Annotated in this window: 17 protein-coding genes and 1 pseudogene; 11 read left to right on the forward strand and 7 right to left on the reverse strand. The window is 42.0% G+C overall.

Annotated elements, in window-relative coordinates:
* Nucleotides 1–79 precede the first annotated feature (79 nt).
* Together LC574_RS02995 and LC574_RS03000 are read right to left on the reverse strand one after the other, a co-directional pair.
* On the reverse strand, nt 80–229 hold the full coding sequence (locus LC574_RS02995; RefSeq protein WP_229451444.1) for a hypothetical protein: 150 nt from the start codon (nt 227–229) through the stop codon (nt 80–82).
* Between the two features lie 34 nt (nt 230–263).
* The gene (locus tag LC574_RS03000; RefSeq protein ID WP_229451445.1) at nt 264–1,088 is read right to left on the reverse strand and encodes a DUF1194 domain-containing protein; all 825 of its coding nucleotides are present in this window, start codon (nt 1,086–1,088) and stop codon (nt 264–266) included.
* A gap of 1,312 nt (nt 1,089–2,400) precedes the next feature.
* Here LC574_RS03000 and LC574_RS03005 point away from each other — a divergent pair.
* Nucleotides 2,401–3,225 carry a SirB1 family protein gene (locus LC574_RS03005; protein WP_229451446.1) on the forward strand — a complete coding sequence of 275 codons (825 nt, stop codon included), beginning with the start codon at nt 2,401–2,403 and terminating at the stop codon, nt 3,223–3,225.
* 75 nt (nt 3,226–3,300) lie between these two features.
* On the opposite strand, the gene LC574_RS03010 is transcribed toward LC574_RS03005, so the two are convergent.
* The gene (locus tag LC574_RS03010; protein WP_229451447.1) at nt 3,301–3,744 is read right to left on the reverse strand and encodes an SRPBCC family protein; all 444 of its coding nucleotides are present in this window, start codon (nt 3,742–3,744) and stop codon (nt 3,301–3,303) included.
* Nucleotides 3,745–3,965: 221 nt separating this feature from the next.
* Here LC574_RS03010 and LC574_RS03015 point away from each other — a divergent pair, with 221 nt between their 5' ends.
* The 4 genes from LC574_RS03015 to LC574_RS03030 all read left to right on the forward strand — a co-directional run bounded on the left by LC574_RS03015 (nt 3,966) and on the right by LC574_RS03030 (nt 6,726).
* On the forward strand, nt 3,966–5,615 hold the full coding sequence (locus tag LC574_RS03015; RefSeq protein WP_229451448.1) for a mechanosensitive ion channel: 1,650 nt from the start codon (nt 3,966–3,968) through the stop codon (nt 5,613–5,615).
* 7 nt (nt 5,616–5,622) lie between these two features.
* Nucleotides 5,623–5,766, forward strand: coding sequence for a hypothetical protein (locus LC574_RS03020; protein ID WP_229451449.1), 144 nt, complete (start codon nt 5,623–5,625; stop codon nt 5,764–5,766).
* A 261-nt stretch (nt 5,767–6,027) separates the two neighbouring features.
* Nucleotides 6,028–6,345: a hypothetical protein gene (locus LC574_RS03025; protein ID WP_229451450.1), complete on the forward strand. Its 318-nt coding sequence runs from the start codon at nt 6,028–6,030 to the stop codon at nt 6,343–6,345.
* Between the two features lie 153 nt (nt 6,346–6,498).
* On the forward strand, nt 6,499–6,726 hold the full coding sequence (locus LC574_RS03030; protein WP_229451451.1) for a hypothetical protein: 228 nt from the start codon (nt 6,499–6,501) through the stop codon (nt 6,724–6,726).
* Here LC574_RS03030 and LC574_RS03035 read toward each other — a convergent pair.
* The 3 genes from LC574_RS03035 to LC574_RS03045 form a co-directional block, all read right to left on the reverse strand.
* The gene (locus LC574_RS03035; protein ID WP_229451452.1) at nt 6,723–7,643 is read right to left on the reverse strand and encodes an alpha/beta hydrolase; all 921 of its coding nucleotides are present in this window, start codon (nt 7,641–7,643) and stop codon (nt 6,723–6,725) included. The genes LC574_RS03030 and LC574_RS03035 overlap by 4 nt on opposite strands.
* 116 nt (nt 7,644–7,759) lie before the next feature.
* On the reverse strand, nt 7,760–8,056 hold the full coding sequence (locus LC574_RS03040; RefSeq protein WP_229451453.1) for a hypothetical protein: 297 nt from the start codon (nt 8,054–8,056) through the stop codon (nt 7,760–7,762).
* Nucleotides 8,057–8,273: 217 nt separating this feature from the next.
* On the reverse strand, nt 8,274–9,896 hold the full coding sequence (locus LC574_RS03045; protein ID WP_229451454.1) for a hypothetical protein: 1,623 nt from the start codon (nt 9,894–9,896) through the stop codon (nt 8,274–8,276).
* A gap of 88 nt (nt 9,897–9,984) precedes the next feature.
* Here LC574_RS03045 and LC574_RS03050 point away from each other — a divergent pair, with 88 nt between their 5' ends.
* Nucleotides 9,985–13,284 carry an alpha-mannosidase gene (locus tag LC574_RS03050; RefSeq protein ID WP_229451455.1) on the forward strand — a complete coding sequence of 1,100 codons (3,300 nt, stop codon included), beginning with the start codon at nt 9,985–9,987 and terminating at the stop codon, nt 13,282–13,284.
* 83 nt (nt 13,285–13,367) lie between these two features.
* Here LC574_RS03050 and psbN read toward each other — a convergent pair whose 3' ends face one another.
* Complete coding sequence (gene psbN / locus LC574_RS03055; protein WP_100901201.1) at nt 13,368–13,499, reverse strand: photosystem II reaction center protein PsbN; 132 nt, start codon at nt 13,497–13,499, stop codon at nt 13,368–13,370.
* 85 nt (nt 13,500–13,584) lie between these two features.
* Here psbN and psbH point away from each other — a divergent pair, with 85 nt between their 5' ends.
* The 5 genes and pseudogenes from psbH to pth all read left to right on the forward strand — a co-directional run bounded on the left by psbH (nt 13,585) and on the right by pth (nt 16,462).
* Entirely contained in the window at nt 13,585–13,788 is a 204-nt protein-coding gene (psbH, locus tag LC574_RS03060; RefSeq protein WP_229451456.1) for a photosystem II reaction center phosphoprotein PsbH, read from the forward strand.
* A gap of 176 nt (nt 13,789–13,964) precedes the next feature.
* Complete coding sequence (locus LC574_RS03065) at nt 13,965–14,189, forward strand: hypothetical protein (RefSeq protein WP_229451457.1); 225 nt, start codon at nt 13,965–13,967, stop codon at nt 14,187–14,189.
* A gap of 338 nt (nt 14,190–14,527) precedes the next feature.
* Nucleotides 14,528–15,302, forward strand: a pseudogene (locus LC574_RS03070) (DUF4351 domain-containing protein).
* Nucleotides 15,303–15,401: 99 nt separating this feature from the next.
* On the forward strand, nt 15,402–15,674 hold the full coding sequence (locus LC574_RS03075) for a TatA/E family twin arginine-targeting protein translocase (protein ID WP_229451458.1): 273 nt from the start codon (nt 15,402–15,404) through the stop codon (nt 15,672–15,674).
* 146 nt (nt 15,675–15,820) lie between these two features.
* Nucleotides 15,821–16,462: an aminoacyl-tRNA hydrolase gene (gene pth, locus LC574_RS03080; protein WP_229451459.1), complete on the forward strand. Its 642-nt coding sequence runs from the start codon at nt 15,821–15,823 to the stop codon at nt 16,460–16,462.
* Nucleotides 16,463–16,475: the final 13 nt, after the last annotated feature.

Here is a 16,475-nt window from a genome sequence, read left to right on the forward strand (position 1 = left end):
CTTCACTGAAAACTGTTTTAGCTGCAACCCTCATTTTGAAAAGCTTACCTAGACAAAGGGATGCTTTTTCTTTATCCAGTTAACACCCTAGTTTTTCACCAAGCTCATTTTTCAGCCGCGATCGCTTTGGTTCAAGCCGCTTAAATAGCGGTACAAGCGTTATGCGTGTCAACACAAAAAAATGCTGTGTCTGGCGATCGCAGACACAGCCGATATTACACAGGGACAAAAAACAGTTTTCAGTGAAGGCAAGCCTTTGTTACTTAACTGTTAACAATAGCTTGGAATTTCTTATTGCGTTTGAGCATTGAACTAGCACCAATAGTACCAAAAACTAGCAAGCCTACTATAGAAGCTGGTTCAGGAACAGAGGTTGGCTTGATTTCTGCCTTAATTTTTTGATCAACTGCAACACCAAAGTCTTGGAAGGTCTGCGCTGCTAGAACAAAAGCAGGGTCACCATTAGCATTAGTACCGCCAATTACGTTATTTTGATAAAAGGCTTGAAGTCCAGACTCGCCCTCGATAATTACACCGTTAATCGCATCGACACCTAGTGCTAGAGCAGCATTGCGGGCAGCTATTGTATTAACCCCATCGTTTGTAGCACCGTCACCAGACACATCGATAACTTGGCGTGCACCATCGTAGTCATTATTGAAGAATTTAGGTGCGGCAAAATTGAGTACAGAACCAATAGCAGTAGTGCCACTGAAGCTACGCGTGGTTGCTGCTATATTATTAGCAAAAGTCTGTGCAGCACCTACACTATCGATCAAACTCCACCCTACAACTTCTTGCTGCTGATTCGCGCCAGACCAGTAAATCAGGTTTACTGCAATCTTGCCTAAATTTCCTTTAGAGATGAAATTGTTAAAAAGGTCGGCATTTGAAAAAGCATCAACATAGCCTTGTTTTTGTAGATTGAACTCGCTATTATCTACGCTTCCAGAAACATCAACAAGTAAAGACAATTCCAAATCAACGGGAACCAAAGTAGCAGCGTGAGCGCTAGTTGAAATAGCTAAAACAGACAAACAGCAAGATGCTGCCGTGAGTGTTGCACGAACAAAGTTAGAAATTTTCATGATTGACCTTATTATTTAAAAAAAGCAGATGTGAATAATAAAAATGCTTGACTAGAAAAATATCTAGGCTATGCCAAGCATTTGGACATAATTGACGTAACGCATGTTGTACAAGAAGCTATAGTAAACCTCTTGCAGGGAGCGCAGATATAAGCACTAGTAAAAATAACTAAAGTTTTGAACTTAGCTTTTATTTCTAGTTATTTAAGGAGCTTATTAACAGTGTTCTCCTCACTTGCGTATTCATTTAGATTACTGGTAAATTTATTTTGTGGCTAGAGATTTTGCGTGTATTCACATAAGAATTATATTTAAAATTAGATTGAATAGTCACCAAAACATAGATTTAAAGCGACTTATAGAGGTAGTATCAAGTGAATAATTCACTAAAACTTTGTAAAATTAAGTTGTTGCTTTAAGACAGATTTATCAACGTAATTATGCGTAAATATAACTACGTAAGTATAATCACATTTAAGAACATCGTAGTAACACAAGTAGGTGGGTGCTAAAAAATACAACTAAATTAAGAAATGTAAATCGCTTAAAAGCTTATACTCAAAGCGTTTCTGGTGCTTTACATAAGTTTATACAGTTTGGTTTAATTGTGCCTACCTACTTACTGTTATGAAAGCTACCGATTAAAGCTATAGTGGTTAAAAACTTAGGGTAGCGATGCCTGCGGTGAGCTTCTCTACGAGACGCTGCGCGAACGCTAACGCTTACTAAATTACGTTAAGAAAGTTTACATAAAAAATCTGCTCTTCCTGCGATCGCAGAAAGAGCAGCGTAATACCATTTATTCAATAGTTAATACACATCCTTTCAACGCCATTTCGGAATCTTCCTTAATTAATAATCACTAATTCGTACTTTGATCCCATACATTTTTACATTGCTTACAACAGATTTAGCACAAACTTATACTACGTTAAGAAAGTTTACATAAAAAATCTGCTCTCCCTAGCGATCGCAGAAAGAGCAGCGCTATACCATTTATTCAAATAGTTAATACACATCCTCTTAACGCCATTTCGGAATTTTCCTTAATTAATAATCACTAATTGGTACTTTACATTGCTCAAAACCGATTTAGCAAAAACACATATTATAAAACTGTATTTTAGTCAATAGAAAAAGCTGCGTTAACCTATTTTCATCCCCTGGATAGATTAATGTCATGAAACTTATGCACAAACTAGATTTCCAAATCTTCTGAATATCCCTAATATAAAAATAGGTACAAAAAACTGTTTTCAGTTCAGCCAAGCCGCTCTCGCTTCATCCTCACACTTCCACCAAGCAACAGCTTATGAATTTCTCGTCAGCACGACAATATTTTTATCAGGAGATTCAACAGTCTGACGAACACATCGACCTAGCAAAGGCAGCTTTGTATATTGCACAGGAAGAATATTCCAATCTAGATCCAGAGGAATATCTCAACGCCCTTGATACAATGGCATGGGAGCTTCAAGAACGCCTGCCTGATTCACGATATCCTTTGCGGATAGTTCAAAGTATTAACCAGTATCTCTACGATGATTTAAAGTTTTCTGGTAATAAAATTGACTATTATGACCCGCGCAATAGCTTTTTCAATGATGTAATTGACCGTCGGCTAGGTATTCCTATTACCTTAGCGTTGGTTTACCTGGAAGTTGCCAGACGGATTGATTTTCCGATGGTGGGTGTGGGAATGCCAGGACATTTCCTAATCCGCCCAGACATTCCAGATATAGAGATTTTTGTGGATGCCTTCAATGGCGGTGAAATAATATTTGCCCAAGATTGCGAAGAACGGCTGTCTCAACTTTATCAGCAACCTGTGACGCTACAACCAGAATTTTTAGCTGTAGTCAGTAATCGGCAATTTTTGGCACGGATGCTGACAAATTTAAAATTTATTTACCTTAAACAGCAAGAGTTAGAAAAAACGTTGGCAGCAGTTGAACGAATTTTGTTGCTGTTTCCTGGTTTAACTTTAGAATTACGCGATCGCGGTCTGATCTACTATCAACTCGGTTACTACCCCCAAGCCGTAGACGACTTACAAAATTATTTAGCAAAAGTTCCCGATGCCGAGGATGCATATGTGATTCGGCGGCTACTTAGCGAATTGGGAAAGGATAGTTAGGGAGTGGGGATGAGGGAGATGAGGGAGATGAGGGGGATGAGGGAGATGAGGGAGATGAGGGAGAATGACAAATGACTAATTTTGTTGTTCTGCGACTCGTTTGAGGCGGCGCAGTTGGGCTTGCATATCTTCTTTTGTCCAAGAGGCAGCAAAGGTGTTGAAACCCCAACTAACTAAGGGGTTAGGGATATCGTACTCAAAACGGTTGAGTAGGAGCGTTCCCTTTTCTGTTGGCTGACATTCCCAGCGATCGCGCCCTTGAAAAAATCCCTGAAATTCCCAAACTACCAAACCCGGTTGTCGTTCTACAACTATGCTATTCAACGTGGGTTTCAGTAGAGGAATTTGAATGATAAAACGACTTTTACTACCAACATCAGTACTCCAAATTTCACCCACAGGTTCGCAACGAAGAACGGGGTTGAGCCAGCGATGCATGAGAGCTAAATCGCTAATACAGCGCTCCACCACCGTAGCTGTAGCATTAATTTGAATCGATTGTTCCAAAACTTGGGACATTCTATATCTCTGATGCTGTTGCTGCAATTAGAGTAACGCAAAATTTAGTGGAGTGGGGAGTGGGGGGAGCAGGGGGAGTAGAGGAGAATAATCAATGCCCAATGCCCACTTTAAATCAAATTAGTCTTGATATCAATATATGTATGTCTTTACTGGTAAATTGATAGGAAAAACACTGACTTAGTGTTTGCGGCGAATCTTAAGCTTAATTCTCGAAAACCATGAACACAACTTGGCAAGGAATAACCCAGGTGATAGGAGTTGCTTTGTCCACGAAAGTGCAGGAATTTTTGGCACAATCGCCCAGCCTGCCACCGCAACCAGCAGTGAATCAAGGAATCGCTGATGTACAAGGTATTGTTCAACAGTTGATTCTGTTTATACCCCGTCTGCTGGGGGCAGTGGCAATTTTGTTTGTAGGTTGGCTAATTGCGTTGGGCGCAGCAGCGCTGACGCGAGGAATCCTCAATCGCACAAACATCGATAACCGCATTGCCGCAGGGATAACGGGTCGTCAAGATGTTCCCCAAGTGGAGAAATTAATCTCTAGCTTAGTCTTTTGGAGCATTATCCTGTTGACGGCGGTAGCTGTTTTACAAACATTGAATCTGGAGGTAGCCTCTCGACCCCTGAATAATTTTCTCGAGCAACTTATTGGCTTTTTGCCAAAGTTGGTTGGTGCAGGAATCCTTTTGGGAGTCGCCTGGTTTTTGGCGACCATTGTGAAGATTATTACTGTGCGCTCATTACAGGCATTTAACCTGGATGAGCGTCTGAATCCAGAACCAGAAGACAGGGCACCGAGCTTCAATCAGCTGTCTCTGAGTGAGACGATTGGCAATGCTCTGTATTGGTTTATATTTTTACTGTTTCTCGCCCCAGTTTTAGATACTCTCGAACTCAGGCAGGCTCTACAACCAGTACAAGCTCTCATTACAGAAGTTCTGCTAATTCTGCCGAACATTTTAGCGGCGGCGCTAATTGCTGTAGTTGGCTGGTTCATAGCTAATGTGGTGCGGCGGATTGTAACAAACTTGCTGGCGACAACTGGTATTGACCATTTAGGTAGCCGCTTGGGATTATCTGCCACTGCGGGGGTGCAACCTCTATCGAGTATTATTGGCACAATTGTTTATGTTTTGATTTTGATTCCTGTGGCGATCGCAGCCCTCAATGCCCTGGAAATTAATGCGATCTCTGTGCCTGCGATCGCAATGCTGCAACAGATTCTCAACGCCCTCCCTGCCATCTTTACAGCCCTGGCAATTTTGATTGTTGCCTATTTCGTGGGGCGGTTTATTGCGGATTTGGTTACAAGTATCCTCACCAATTTAGGATTTAATAATATTTTCACTATTTTGGGTCTGACAACACCCAGCAGACGAATCGTCGTTTCAACAGAATCAACAACTCCCCCGATTCCAACCCGCACACCATCGGAAATTGCAGGCATTGTTGCTTTAGTGGGTATCATGCTGTTTGCAACGGTGGCGGCGGTGAATATCTTAAATATTCCAGCCCTGACAGCATTAGTGTCTGGAATTGTGATCATATTCGGGCGGATTTTGGCAGGATTGGTGATATTTGCCATTGGTTTATTCCTGGCCAATCTAGCTTTTAACATCATTACTAGTTCCGGCGAGCGCCAAGCACAGATTTTAGGACAAGTGGCGCGGATTGCCATCATTGTTTTAGTTTCTGCAATGGCACTGCAACAGATTGGAGTTGCCAGTGATATTGTGAATTTAGCCTTTGGACTTTTACTAGGTGCGATCGCTGTTGCTATTGCCCTAGCCTTTGGTCTTGGGGGGCGCGATATTGCCCGCGAGCAAGTTCAAGAATGGCTAAACTCTTTCAAAGGTAGAAACTAATTCCTCTGTGACATCTCCCACCACTAAATCGTCCTTCCCGATTTTGGTGGGGGCTTCCACACAATACAGTTCAGTTAAGGAAATCTATCTGTTAAGGCAGGCAGGGGGGGCAGGGGAAGCTGGCGTTGCAGGGGGAGAGAAAAAAGCTTAACTCAACTGTATTGGGCTTCCACAAGATAATTCGGCTACTGCTGTGCGTAGGCTCTTTGCTTTAAAGACGGCAGGTCATTCCGTTTTATTTAATATGTGAGAGCCTTCTGCTGTTTTAGATAAATAACTGACTCTGCATTTTACAGCATTTTATTAGACGGGGAGTAGGGAGTGGTGTAGTTCAATTACTTGAAAAGCGCTGTAATATGCGATCGCTCTGGTAACGTAGTAGATAAAATCAGCCTACCTGAACTCTCATAGTATGACTAACATTCAGATTTCCTTGCCTGAGTCAATGAAAGTCTTTGTCGAGGAACAAGTAGCTAAGGGCGGTTATAGTTCAGCTAGTGAATATCTTCAAGAGCTAATCTTTCAAGACCAACAGCGCAAAGGTCAAGAAGAAAAACACCCTCAATTGATGGCGAAGCTTCAGACACAAGGTCAACTGAATAATGAGGAGTTTGAACTAATTGCAGATAAGTTAGCTGACGAATTTGCGCTATGTGTTGGGTTTACTTTACCAGTGCTGTCAGATTATGCTGTGACTCGTGAGAGTATTTACGAGGATCATCTTCTATAGCTTGGCATATTGCATTATTCATATCCTCAAGCTTTGGGGCTACCACGCACTACGCCTACGCATTAGTTGACGATAGAGTAATCAAGCCTCATCTACTGAAAGCTAAGTACAGTTTTGCATAAAAGCGTAGTGTTTTTAATGTAGGAGAACACAATGCCATTGTCAGGCGACACAATGCCATTGTCAGGCGACACAATGCCATTGTCAGGCAACACAATGCCATTGTCAGGCAACACAATGCCATTGTCAGGCGACACAATGCCATTGTCAGGCGACACAATGCCATTGTCAGGCGACACAATGCCATTGTCAGGCGACACAATGCCATTGCAGGGGATTGCCAAATTTAATTCGCTACGAATTAAAGAAATGCTGTACTAAGAACTAGGAAACTCTAACTCACCGCTTCCCCGTCCTAACTGCGCCGTCTGGGGTGGTAGATGTAGCTCCAACCAATCTTCCAAATCAGCCAGTACCTCGCGGTAGTTTAGGTCACACTGAATTTCGTGATAGGCTCCCGGATACTCGATTCTCAGCTTATCTGTGCAGTTTACCCGTTGGTAAAAGATGTCACTTCCCACAGGGAAAGCCACTCGGTCTGCACCACCGTGGAGAATCAACAATGGTAATTCCCAATCAGTTGCGTGAGCATTAATCCAATCAACCGTTGCAAAGAATTCTGTAGCCAGACGGGCAGTAGCAAGAGTATGTCGCAGTGTATCCTGAGCGGATGCGGCTAAAACCTGCTGATCTCGTGAACCAGCGCTCAGGTCAATGCCTGTATTCAGGGTAAAACGCGGCCACACCCGTGAGAGCATTTTTCCTAAAAGCACCCGAATAGGTGAAACCCCAACTTTCCCCAAGCTTGGCGCTAGAGCGATCGCACCTTGCAAAACTGATGCTTGTCGAGGATGGCGCAGAATATAATCTAAGACAATCACCCCGCCTAAACTATGACCCAAAAGAAAAATTGGGCATCCAGGATTCTGAGTCTGAATTAACTGTAAAAAGGCTCCTAAATCTTCGCAAAACTCACTCCAAGCGTTGATATAGCCTCGCTGACCTGATGAGCGTCCATGACCACGCAAATCTAAGGCGTAGACACCATATTGTTTGGGTATCAAATGCTGAACTATATTATTGTAGCGATCGCTATGCCCTCCGAGTCCATGCACAATGGCTAATATTGCGCGTACTTTACCCTCTAGATGCCAGCTTTGGTAATACAGGTCAAGTCCTCCAACACCCTGAAATGTGCCTTCTCTACGAGACACAAGGCGATCGCTATGGTCAATCATAGGGTTAGTTTTTTACATATTTTCCCAGCAAGCTACTAACATGTCAACTAATTATTAATAACCAACAGGAGCCAAATTGTTACGTTATTTCCTCAATCACATGTTGTGGTGAGGGTTTATTGCTCTAAAAAGTTTGTAACTTTGAAATTTGATGTTCCCTCCCAACAGTGATTTAGAAATGCGTTTACCTGAGCATCTGCTGAGTCAGCCGATTGTCTAGAAGCGTTAAATTGCACTGCTGTCACAATGTATTCAAAGATAATTACAAACTGCTTTTGGGGTGAAATTCTTTCGACTACAATTGTTTCACCTATCTTAGGAATTTGAGGCACATTCACCACAAATGTCTCAATTTTCGGTTTATCTAGTGGATTTTTGAAATTGAAATATTTACAGTAAACAAGAATTTTCACTTAGACAACCACCAATAACATTATAGATAATCCAAATTATCCTTTAATTAAAAAATTGTAAATATTATAATAGTTTATTAAAAAATCTCTACCAACTTATACAAATTATCTAAAATCAGGCTACAACAAGATGTAAACCTATAAAACCAGATATAATTTAAGGAATCTTAATTACGAATTACGTTAGCGACGTAGGAGCGTCATTACGAATTACGAATTATTTCCCCTGCCATAGTTGCCGTAACGACTGAAAAATCTTTACAAATCTCTCTTCTAGCCAGAGCATAACATAATCAACCCATTCCAGAAGTTGCTCTAAGGGGTGCTTTTCGTAACCTGTTGAAGTTGCTTTGGTTTCTATCCAGTCTGGCTGCGCCTCAACTTGACTGCTTTGGCGAAATTGCTGGTGTAAAATTTCCCCTTTACGACTCTCGCTTTTAGTTTGGGAAATGCTGGTTCGGGTTTGTTTTGCAGAGGCAACTTTTCCAGATGTTTTTTGACTTCTTCGCACCAAACCAGATCCAACTTTAGGTTGTTTTACAGTCAAATTATTTTGTGGAAAATGTCCTACTGATAAACTTGAGGCTAAAGCAGGATTTGTCCTCCCAGAAAGTGTAACTGGGTTTTGGGCAATGGTTTCGGTGTCGCCAAATAAATCATTCCATGTTAGCCAAAGATCATTTGTTAAATCCTCTTTTTCCAACTGACGGCTTTTGGACAAAGACTTTCTAAGGCGTGATGATAATATTTTACCTTGCGATCGCTCATTACTAGTTGTTGACTCAAGTGTTTTTCTATTCCCAACACCAAAAAAGTAATTAAGTGCTGCCTCAATCAAAGCCTGAATATTCAGTGTATGAGTTTCTAAACCGTCAGCATTGGCTGTAATTTCTCCCCTATCGGCTAATTGTTCTTTGCCATAAAGAAATATATTTAACTGAGTTTGGGCAACTTGGACAATTTCTTGGCTACGTTCTTGCACAGGTACTAAAGCATTTGATTCCAATTTAGCAAAGGCTATATCTAGAAATGCTAATAATCTATCTGTATTAAGTAAATCTTTTGGTATACCCTCGGCTAAAACTGAATTTTTAGCTGTATTTCCATCAGCGAGTTTTGCTAATAAACGGTCAATTTGTGGTAATAGCTCCGTTTCTTTTTTAGCTATAATCAACCGCCACGACTTCCAGTAATTAGCAACTTCGTTAATAATTCGGTCTTCTAATTTTGCTTGCTGCTGGGGTGTCAAAATATCTATAATTTCATTGTCGGCAGTAACAAGTACTAAACTACGATCCATCAACTTTGTGGCAATTCCCCGCACTACTGAAATATGCTGATTGAGAGGATTTTCTAGCTGTAAAGGGTTGAGACTTCCGGTCTGATTCTCAGTAATATTTGATAATTGAGTAAAATTAGCATTATTTGTGGACTTATTATCAGCGAATTTCAGCCGTAAAACTCCCAATAAAGCCAAGGGTTTGAAAAATTCAACTGTTTTTGCAGGAGTAGAAGCAGCTTCATTTGATGACAGATAATTGACTGCCTCTAGTACATGTTGAATGGGACTATCAACATTTGGAATTTCGGGCTGGAAATCGGTATCATTTGGTTGTAACTTTAGTCTAGTTTGTGGTTCTTTGGTCTGTAGCGTTTTCTTAGATGATTCAGATGATTGAAACAGTAGATACACTGGGTAAAGTAGTACCTCTACACCCCACTTAGTAGCAACTTGCAAATGCCGGAAGGTGTGTTCCCACTGTTGTGTCACCCGCCGAGATTGCTGGTGGACAAAGTTAAATAGTCTGCTTTGATAACGACCAGAGGAACCAGAAGACATAGTAGTAATTTTTTAGTTCAAGTCTTGTTCAGTTGTGAGACTCGCGCCAAACAATAAAAAACGACCAACACCTCATCATAGCGAATATATGACCCCGACTGTCTCTCAATCCCAGACCAAATTCATCTCACAAGCAATTGAGCAACTGCGCTCTTTTTGTCAAGTTAATCTTCAGTCTACTTGGTTATACCAGGAATCTGACCTGATTATTACTGATGTTGTAGCTGCTGATTTGTCTCATTGGCAACCTGTCCAGTTGAATGCTAAAGAACATATTGCTTGGACGGGCGGGAAAAAAGTGCTATGGCTAGTGCAAAAATTGGTGGTTCCCCAAGATTTACAGGGCTATTCCTTAGCTGGGTTATCTTTGCGGCTGGCGCTGGTTTGGTGGGCAGATTCTGCTGAGATTTATGTGAATGGGGAGTTAGTGCTGGAGGGTGATTTATTTGATTGTTCGCCTAGAGTGCTTCTGGGTCAAGAGGTGACGCCAGGGGAAGAGTTTATTGTGGCTTTGCGGTTAGTGAGTCCGGGACATTGTGATGGTGCTTTAGTGCGATCGCTCCTAGTTTATGAGTCTACTGTTGATAATAATCCCGATCCGGGTTTTGTGGCTGATGAGTTAGCTGTGGTGCAACTTTATTTGGAAAAGTTTGCACCACAGAGGTTGGATGTTTTGGCGGCGATGGTGGGGGAGGTTACGAACCGCCAAGACGCCAAGGACACGGAGGAAGAGAAGGGAGAGTTGGTAAACTCGTTTTTGTCTCTACGTCAAAACCTAATTCAATCCGACATCTTAGCCCCTCTTTTTAAGGGTTGGGGGGATCAAAAAACTAAAATTTTCTTGTTGGGTCATGCTCATTTAGATTTAGCATGGTTATGGCCTGTGAGTGAAACTTGGAATGCGGCGCAAAACACTTTTGAGTCGGTTTTAAAGTTGCAAGAAGATTTTCCTGAGTTAATTTTCTGTCATTCGACTCCCGCACTTTATGTTTGGATTGAAGAACATCGCCCGGATTTATTTAGGGCAATTCAAGCACAGGTAATTGCTGGACGTTGGGAAGTTGTGGGCGGAATGTGGGTGGAACCAGAACTCAACTTGATTGCTGGTGAATCAATAGTCCGTCAGCTATTGTATGGTCAGCGCTATATCCAGGAAAAATTTGGTAAGCTTTCAACTGTGGTATGGGTTCCAGATTCTTTTGGTTTCTGTGCAACTTTACCGCAGTTTTTCGCCAATGCCGGAATTGAGTATTTTGTCACCCAGAAATTGCGGTGGAATGATACTACTAAATTTGATTATGGGGCTTTTTGGTGGCGATCGCCTGACGGTAGCGAAGTCTTTAGTTTGATGTCTGCACCCATAGGTGAAAGCATTGACCCAGTTAAAATGGCATCCTACGCTCTTGAATGGCAAACCCAAACTGGTTTACCACAATCCCTCTGGCTTCCCGGTGTCGGCGACCACGGCGGCGGCCCCACCCGTGATATGTTAGAAACCGCCCAACGCTGGCAAAAGTCTCCTTTTTTCCCAGACTTAGAATTCATAACGTCTGAAAAGTATTTACAGCAAATCCAATCAGAATTCAGGAGTCAGAATTCAGGAGTCAAGAGTTATTATTCTCCCCCTGCTTCCCCTGCTTCCCCTGCTTCCTCATCCCCCTCATCCCCCTCATCCCCCTCATTCCCTACTTGGAATGACGAACTATACCTCGAATTCCATCGCGGTTGCTACACTACCCACGCAGATCAAAAACGTTGGAATCGTCGTTGTGAAAATTTATTGTATGAAGCTGAACTATTTGCTACTTTGGCAACTGTAAGCTGTGGTGTGACATATCCTAAAGCAGAAATCGAAGCAGCTTGGAAGCAGGTGTTATTTCAACAGTTTCACGATATTTTACCTGGTTCTTCAATTACCCAAGTTTACACGGATGCGTTACCCCAATGGCAGCAAGTGGAACAAATGGGAACGAAGATATTACAAGAATCACTTTTAGCGATCGCATCTCACATTACCCTATCAGAACCACCAAAACCCGGTAGTTTGCCTATTTTCGTTTTCAATTCTCTCAATTGGCAACGTTCTGAAGTAGTCTCTGTAGCTTTACCCACGCCAGAGGAATGGCAGATTTACGATACTTCTGGAAAGCAGCTTGTCTCCCAATTATCTAAACCATCAACCCTACTATTTCTCGCCACCGAAATTCCACCCGTAGGCTACTGCATATTTTGGCTTTCTCCCTCATCCCCCTCATCCCCCTCATCCCCCTCATCCCCCCCACTCCTCCCAGACTGGATTTTAGAAAATGAATTCCTGCGAGTTGTTATAGATCTTGATACTGGAGATTTATCAAGTGTTTTTGATAAAACTTATCAACGAGAAATTTTGAGTGGCGCGGGGAATCAACTACAAGCTTTTAAAGACAGTGGTCAATATTGGGATGCTTGGAATATAGACCCTAATTACGCTCAACATCCCTTACCCTCAACAAATCTTCTATCTATTCAATGGTTAGAACAAGGCCCAGTGCAAAGTCGTGTGCGCGTGGTGCGTCAGTTGGGTGAATCGGAATTTTGCCAAGACTATATTCTGCCAGCTGGTTCACCTCTGCTGAAAATAGCTACTACTGTAAACTGGGAAGAAAATCATGTATTAGTGAAAGCTGCTTTTCCTTTGAATGTTGAAGCAGACTTTGCTACTTATGAAATTCCCTGTGGCGCAATTCGCCGTCCAACTAAACCGCAAACCCCCGCAGAACAAGCAAAATGGGAAGTTCCCGCCTTGCGTTGGGCTGATTTGACAGGAGAAACACAGGAGGATATTCACGGAGTTAGTTTGCTGAATGATTGTAAATACGGTTACGACAGCAAACCAAATCAACTCCGTTTAACACTGCTACGCAGCCCTAATTGGCCAGACTCAGAGGCTGATAGAGGTTTTCACCAGTTCACCTATACCTTGTATCCTCATGCTGGTAGCTGGGAATCAGCCCATACAGTACAGCGTGGCTATGAATTGAATATACCGTTGCAAGTGATATTGAATCCCGTTAATCAAAACCCACAGAAAAATTCTCTCCTCTTTGCTAGCAAAGAGAGGTTGGGGGTGAGGTTCCTAGATTTATCAGCTGAAAATTTAATCTTGATGGCCTTCAAGCCATCAGAGGATGACCCACAGCAGTTAATTCTGCGGTGTTATGAATGTCACGGAGAAACAGCCGAGTTATCTTGGCAAAGTGATTTAGGGTTAAATCTAGGGGATACGGTAGATTTATTAGAGCGTTCCTCTACTACTGAATTCTCATCTGAGCAACAAATCTTGACAATACAGCCTTGGAAAATCGCCAGTTTTAAGGTGATACCAGCGATTAATCCCAGGCTGAAGTGAGCCACTATTGCTATGTCAGTGGTCAGTTGTGGTTTTCCACAGACCATTGACAAATGACAAATGACAAATGACAAATGACTCTTTTAATCTTCGTGATCATCAAAGGGATCGTTCAATTGCTTGCTAGGAGGGCCAAAGGAGGTATAAATCGAAATTCCGGTGATGGCAACCACCACGGCAGCTACAGAAATGCTAAGAACTATTGCGGGTTCCATAATTGAGGAATAGATGATGAGTGCTATTCTTATAGAATATTACAGAAGATTAAAAAAAGCTTTGGCAAGTAATATTAGGTGAACTATGGCACAAAGGACTAGGTTGGGAGATATCCTGAAACCACTGAACTCTGAGTATGGGAAAGTGGCTCCAGGTTGGGGTACTACCCCTGTGATGGCTGTTTTTATTTTGCTATTTTTCGTGTTTCTGCTGATTATTCTGCAACTTTACAATAAAACATTGTTGGTTCAGGATGTAGTGGTCGATTGGCGGAGTTTAGGACGCTAAAGGATACACAGCTATCAAGTTTGGATAACAAGTTATGTTACACCCGGTTCTTCCGGGTTTTTTTATGAATTGTGATTTGCTACTGGAGAAGAATTCAGTACTTAGAGTTCCGAGTTCGCTGTTAGACAGATTAGATATAGCAATCGACTGCTTTTTGAAAAAATCTAAGTACAGCTTTGCGTAAAATCGTAGCGTTTTTAATCCAAGGGGACGCATTAGCATTGTTACCCGATGCATTGGCATTGTCGCCCGATGCATTAGCATTGTTACCCGATGCATTGGCATTGTCGCCCGATGCATTAGCATTGTTACCCGATGCATTAGCATTGTTACCCGATGCATTGGCATTGTTACCCGATGCATTGGCATTGATTTTATTACAGCTATTTTCAGGTAAATAGACCACGCGGTAGGGGCACAGCATTGCTCATTGGTGTCAACTTAACGTAAAAGTCATGTCCCGCAAGGAACTGAAGTTCCTTGCTAATAGCGAAAGTCATCTGAAGATGACTAAATATAGCCAAAAATCTTTAGTCTACTTCAGTAGAGTTTAGCTGAAAGCCAAAGAACTTTAGTTCTAGGCGGGTGAGGAAGGCAACAGTTAAGCTATCTATAGCTTAAGTTGACACGTATGAGCATTGCTGTGCCCCTACGATAGATGTGGTCAAATACATGAAAACTGCTGTAAGGAACAACTCAAAGCGAAAAAGTATGTTGGCTACGTTGATGATTTTGCTCTATGTCCTTTGACAACCTCTGCAAACTTTTGTCCGAAAAACATCCTGCTACCTTTGCCAGTTGGGTATTAGGTACACCGCAAACTGCTGTTACAGTCCTCAAAACTGAATTGAGTATTGAACCAATTCGTGCTGATTACGTCACATTCCTACAACTACAAGAACGCATTCTCCACCTGGAATTTCAAACTAAGTACAACATTTCATTAATTCGTAGCGAATTAAATTTGGCAATACTCTGCAATGCCAATGCGTCGGCTTACATTGTTAATGCGTTCCCCTGCATTAAAAACGCTACGCTTTTATGCAAAACTGCACTAAGCTTGAATCTACACCACCCAACCCCAAGCCTTGTTGCAACAAGTGGTGGAACAAGTGAATCAACTTGAGCGAAGACAACGACTAGAAATTTCCACCTACACTCAAATCTTAGCGGGGTTAAAATACGAAAAGGACTTGATTCGACAATTGTTTCGGGAGCGTATGATGCGCGAATCGGTGATTTATCAGGAAATTCTCGCTGAAGGAGAACAACGAGCGCAACAACGCGAACGATCGCTCATTGTTCGTCAACTAACTCGGCGCGTAGGAGAATTACCCCAAGAGGTGCGTGAGCGAATTGAAACTCTCGACCTAGAGCAATTAGAAAATCTTGGTGAAGCTTTGTTAGATTTTCAGGCGATCGCAGATTTAGAAACTTGGTTTAATACATTAGACATCTCCGAAAATGAATGTAGAGACGTTGCATTGCAACGTCTCTACAAGGGTTTCAGGTAACGCATAATTAATTTCTGGAGATGTCTATTAGAGCAGAGGGACGAATAATAATAATATGTAAGTCTATGTAGTGGTTTTAGAGTTTATAGGAGATAAAAAATGAATATATTTGGTATCGGTCTGCCGGAAATGGCTGTAATTATGGTAGTGGCGCTGTTAATCTTTGGCCCAAAGAAGCTGCCAGAAATTGGTCGAAGTGTGGGCAAAACAATTCGTAGTTTCCAAGAAGCTTCTAAAGATTTCCAAAATGAGTTTCAAAAAGAAGCAGAACACTTAGAAGAAGCTGTAAAAACTACTGCTGAATTGGAACCTAAGCAAATCCACGCTGCTAAATCTGAGCAGGATACCGCTAGTTCTTCCCAACCTAGCTAGTACCGCTACGCAAAAGTCAAAAGTCACGCATTCAAAAGTCAAAAGTCACGAATGCTTTAATTCTGGGCTTTTTGGCTCTAATGAAATAGTAGGTTTATTTCCGCCTTTACTAGGAGAATGCTAGATATCAATTGACTATAGGCAAAATGACAGAAGCTGTTACGCAACCAGCTTTGGTGATTCCCCAGCTAATTGTCGGGTTGGGGAATCCAGAAAGCAAGTACGACCAAACACGTCATAATATCGGCTTTGCTGCTGTAGAAACTCTCTCCCGTTCTTGGCGCATTCCCTTAGCAGAAAACCGCAAGTTTCAGGGTGAGTATGGCGAGGGTATGGCTTCAGGTGGAGGTAAGATTCGCTTGCTGAAGCCGTTAACTTATATGAATCGCTCAGGACAAGCAATACAAGCGGTAACAAGTTGGTATAAATTGCCGCCTGAATCAGTGCTGGTGATTTATGACGATATGGATTTGCCCTTGGGAAAAACTCGTCTGCGCTTGTCTGGTTCGGCTGGGGGACATAACGGTATGAAAAGTGCGATCGCACATCTTAGTACCCAAAACTTTCCCCGTTTGCGAATCGGTATTGGTAAACCTAAAGGTGCAGCTAATAACGATGATTCTGATGCTGTTTCTCATGTGCTGGGGCGATTTTCTGCGCCCGAAAATCAGCAGATGTCTCTTGTACTTCAGTTTGTGGTTGAGTGTATTGAACTAAGCCTCAATTCGGGAGTAGAAAAGGCGATGAATGTTTGTAATAGCCGCACCATTTATAATTCTGAATCTTAGGGTTGGATGAATA

The organism is Nostoc sp. CHAB 5715 (assembly GCF_020829685.1).
Classification (GTDB): Bacteria; Cyanobacteriota; Cyanobacteriia; order Cyanobacteriales; family Nostocaceae; genus Nostoc.

Coding starts and splice junctions, on each gene's coding strand:
- LC574_RS03000 (WP_229451445.1), bottom strand. CDS start 1,088: ATGAAAATTTCTAACTTTGTTCGTGCAACACTCACGGCAGCATCTTGC.
- LC574_RS03005 (WP_229451446.1), top strand. CDS start 2,401: ATGAATTTCTCGTCAGCACGACAATATTTTTATCAGGAGATTCAACAG.
- LC574_RS03010 (WP_229451447.1), bottom strand. CDS start 3,744: ATGTCCCAAGTTTTGGAACAATCGATTCAAATTAATGCTACAGCTACG.
- LC574_RS03015 (WP_229451448.1), top strand. CDS start 3,966: ATGAACACAACTTGGCAAGGAATAACCCAGGTGATAGGAGTTGCTTTG.
- LC574_RS03025 (WP_229451450.1), top strand. CDS start 6,028: ATGACTAACATTCAGATTTCCTTGCCTGAGTCAATGAAAGTCTTTGTC.
- LC574_RS03030 (WP_229451451.1), top strand. CDS start 6,499: ATGCCATTGTCAGGCGACACAATGCCATTGTCAGGCGACACAATGCCA.
- LC574_RS03035 (WP_229451452.1), bottom strand. CDS start 7,643: ATGATTGACCATAGCGATCGCCTTGTGTCTCGTAGAGAAGGCACATTT.
- LC574_RS03045 (WP_229451454.1), bottom strand. CDS start 9,896: ATGTCTTCTGGTTCCTCTGGTCGTTATCAAAGCAGACTATTTAACTTT.
- LC574_RS03050 (WP_229451455.1), top strand. CDS start 9,985: ATGACCCCGACTGTCTCTCAATCCCAGACCAAATTCATCTCACAAGCA.
- psbN (WP_100901201.1), bottom strand. CDS start 13,499: ATGGAACCCGCAATAGTTCTTAGCATTTCTGTAGCTGCCGTGGTGGTT.
- psbH (WP_229451456.1), top strand. CDS start 13,585: ATGGCACAAAGGACTAGGTTGGGAGATATCCTGAAACCACTGAACTCT.
- LC574_RS03075 (WP_229451458.1), top strand. CDS start 15,402: ATGAATATATTTGGTATCGGTCTGCCGGAAATGGCTGTAATTATGGTA.
- pth (WP_229451459.1), top strand. CDS start 15,821: ATGACAGAAGCTGTTACGCAACCAGCTTTGGTGATTCCCCAGCTAATT.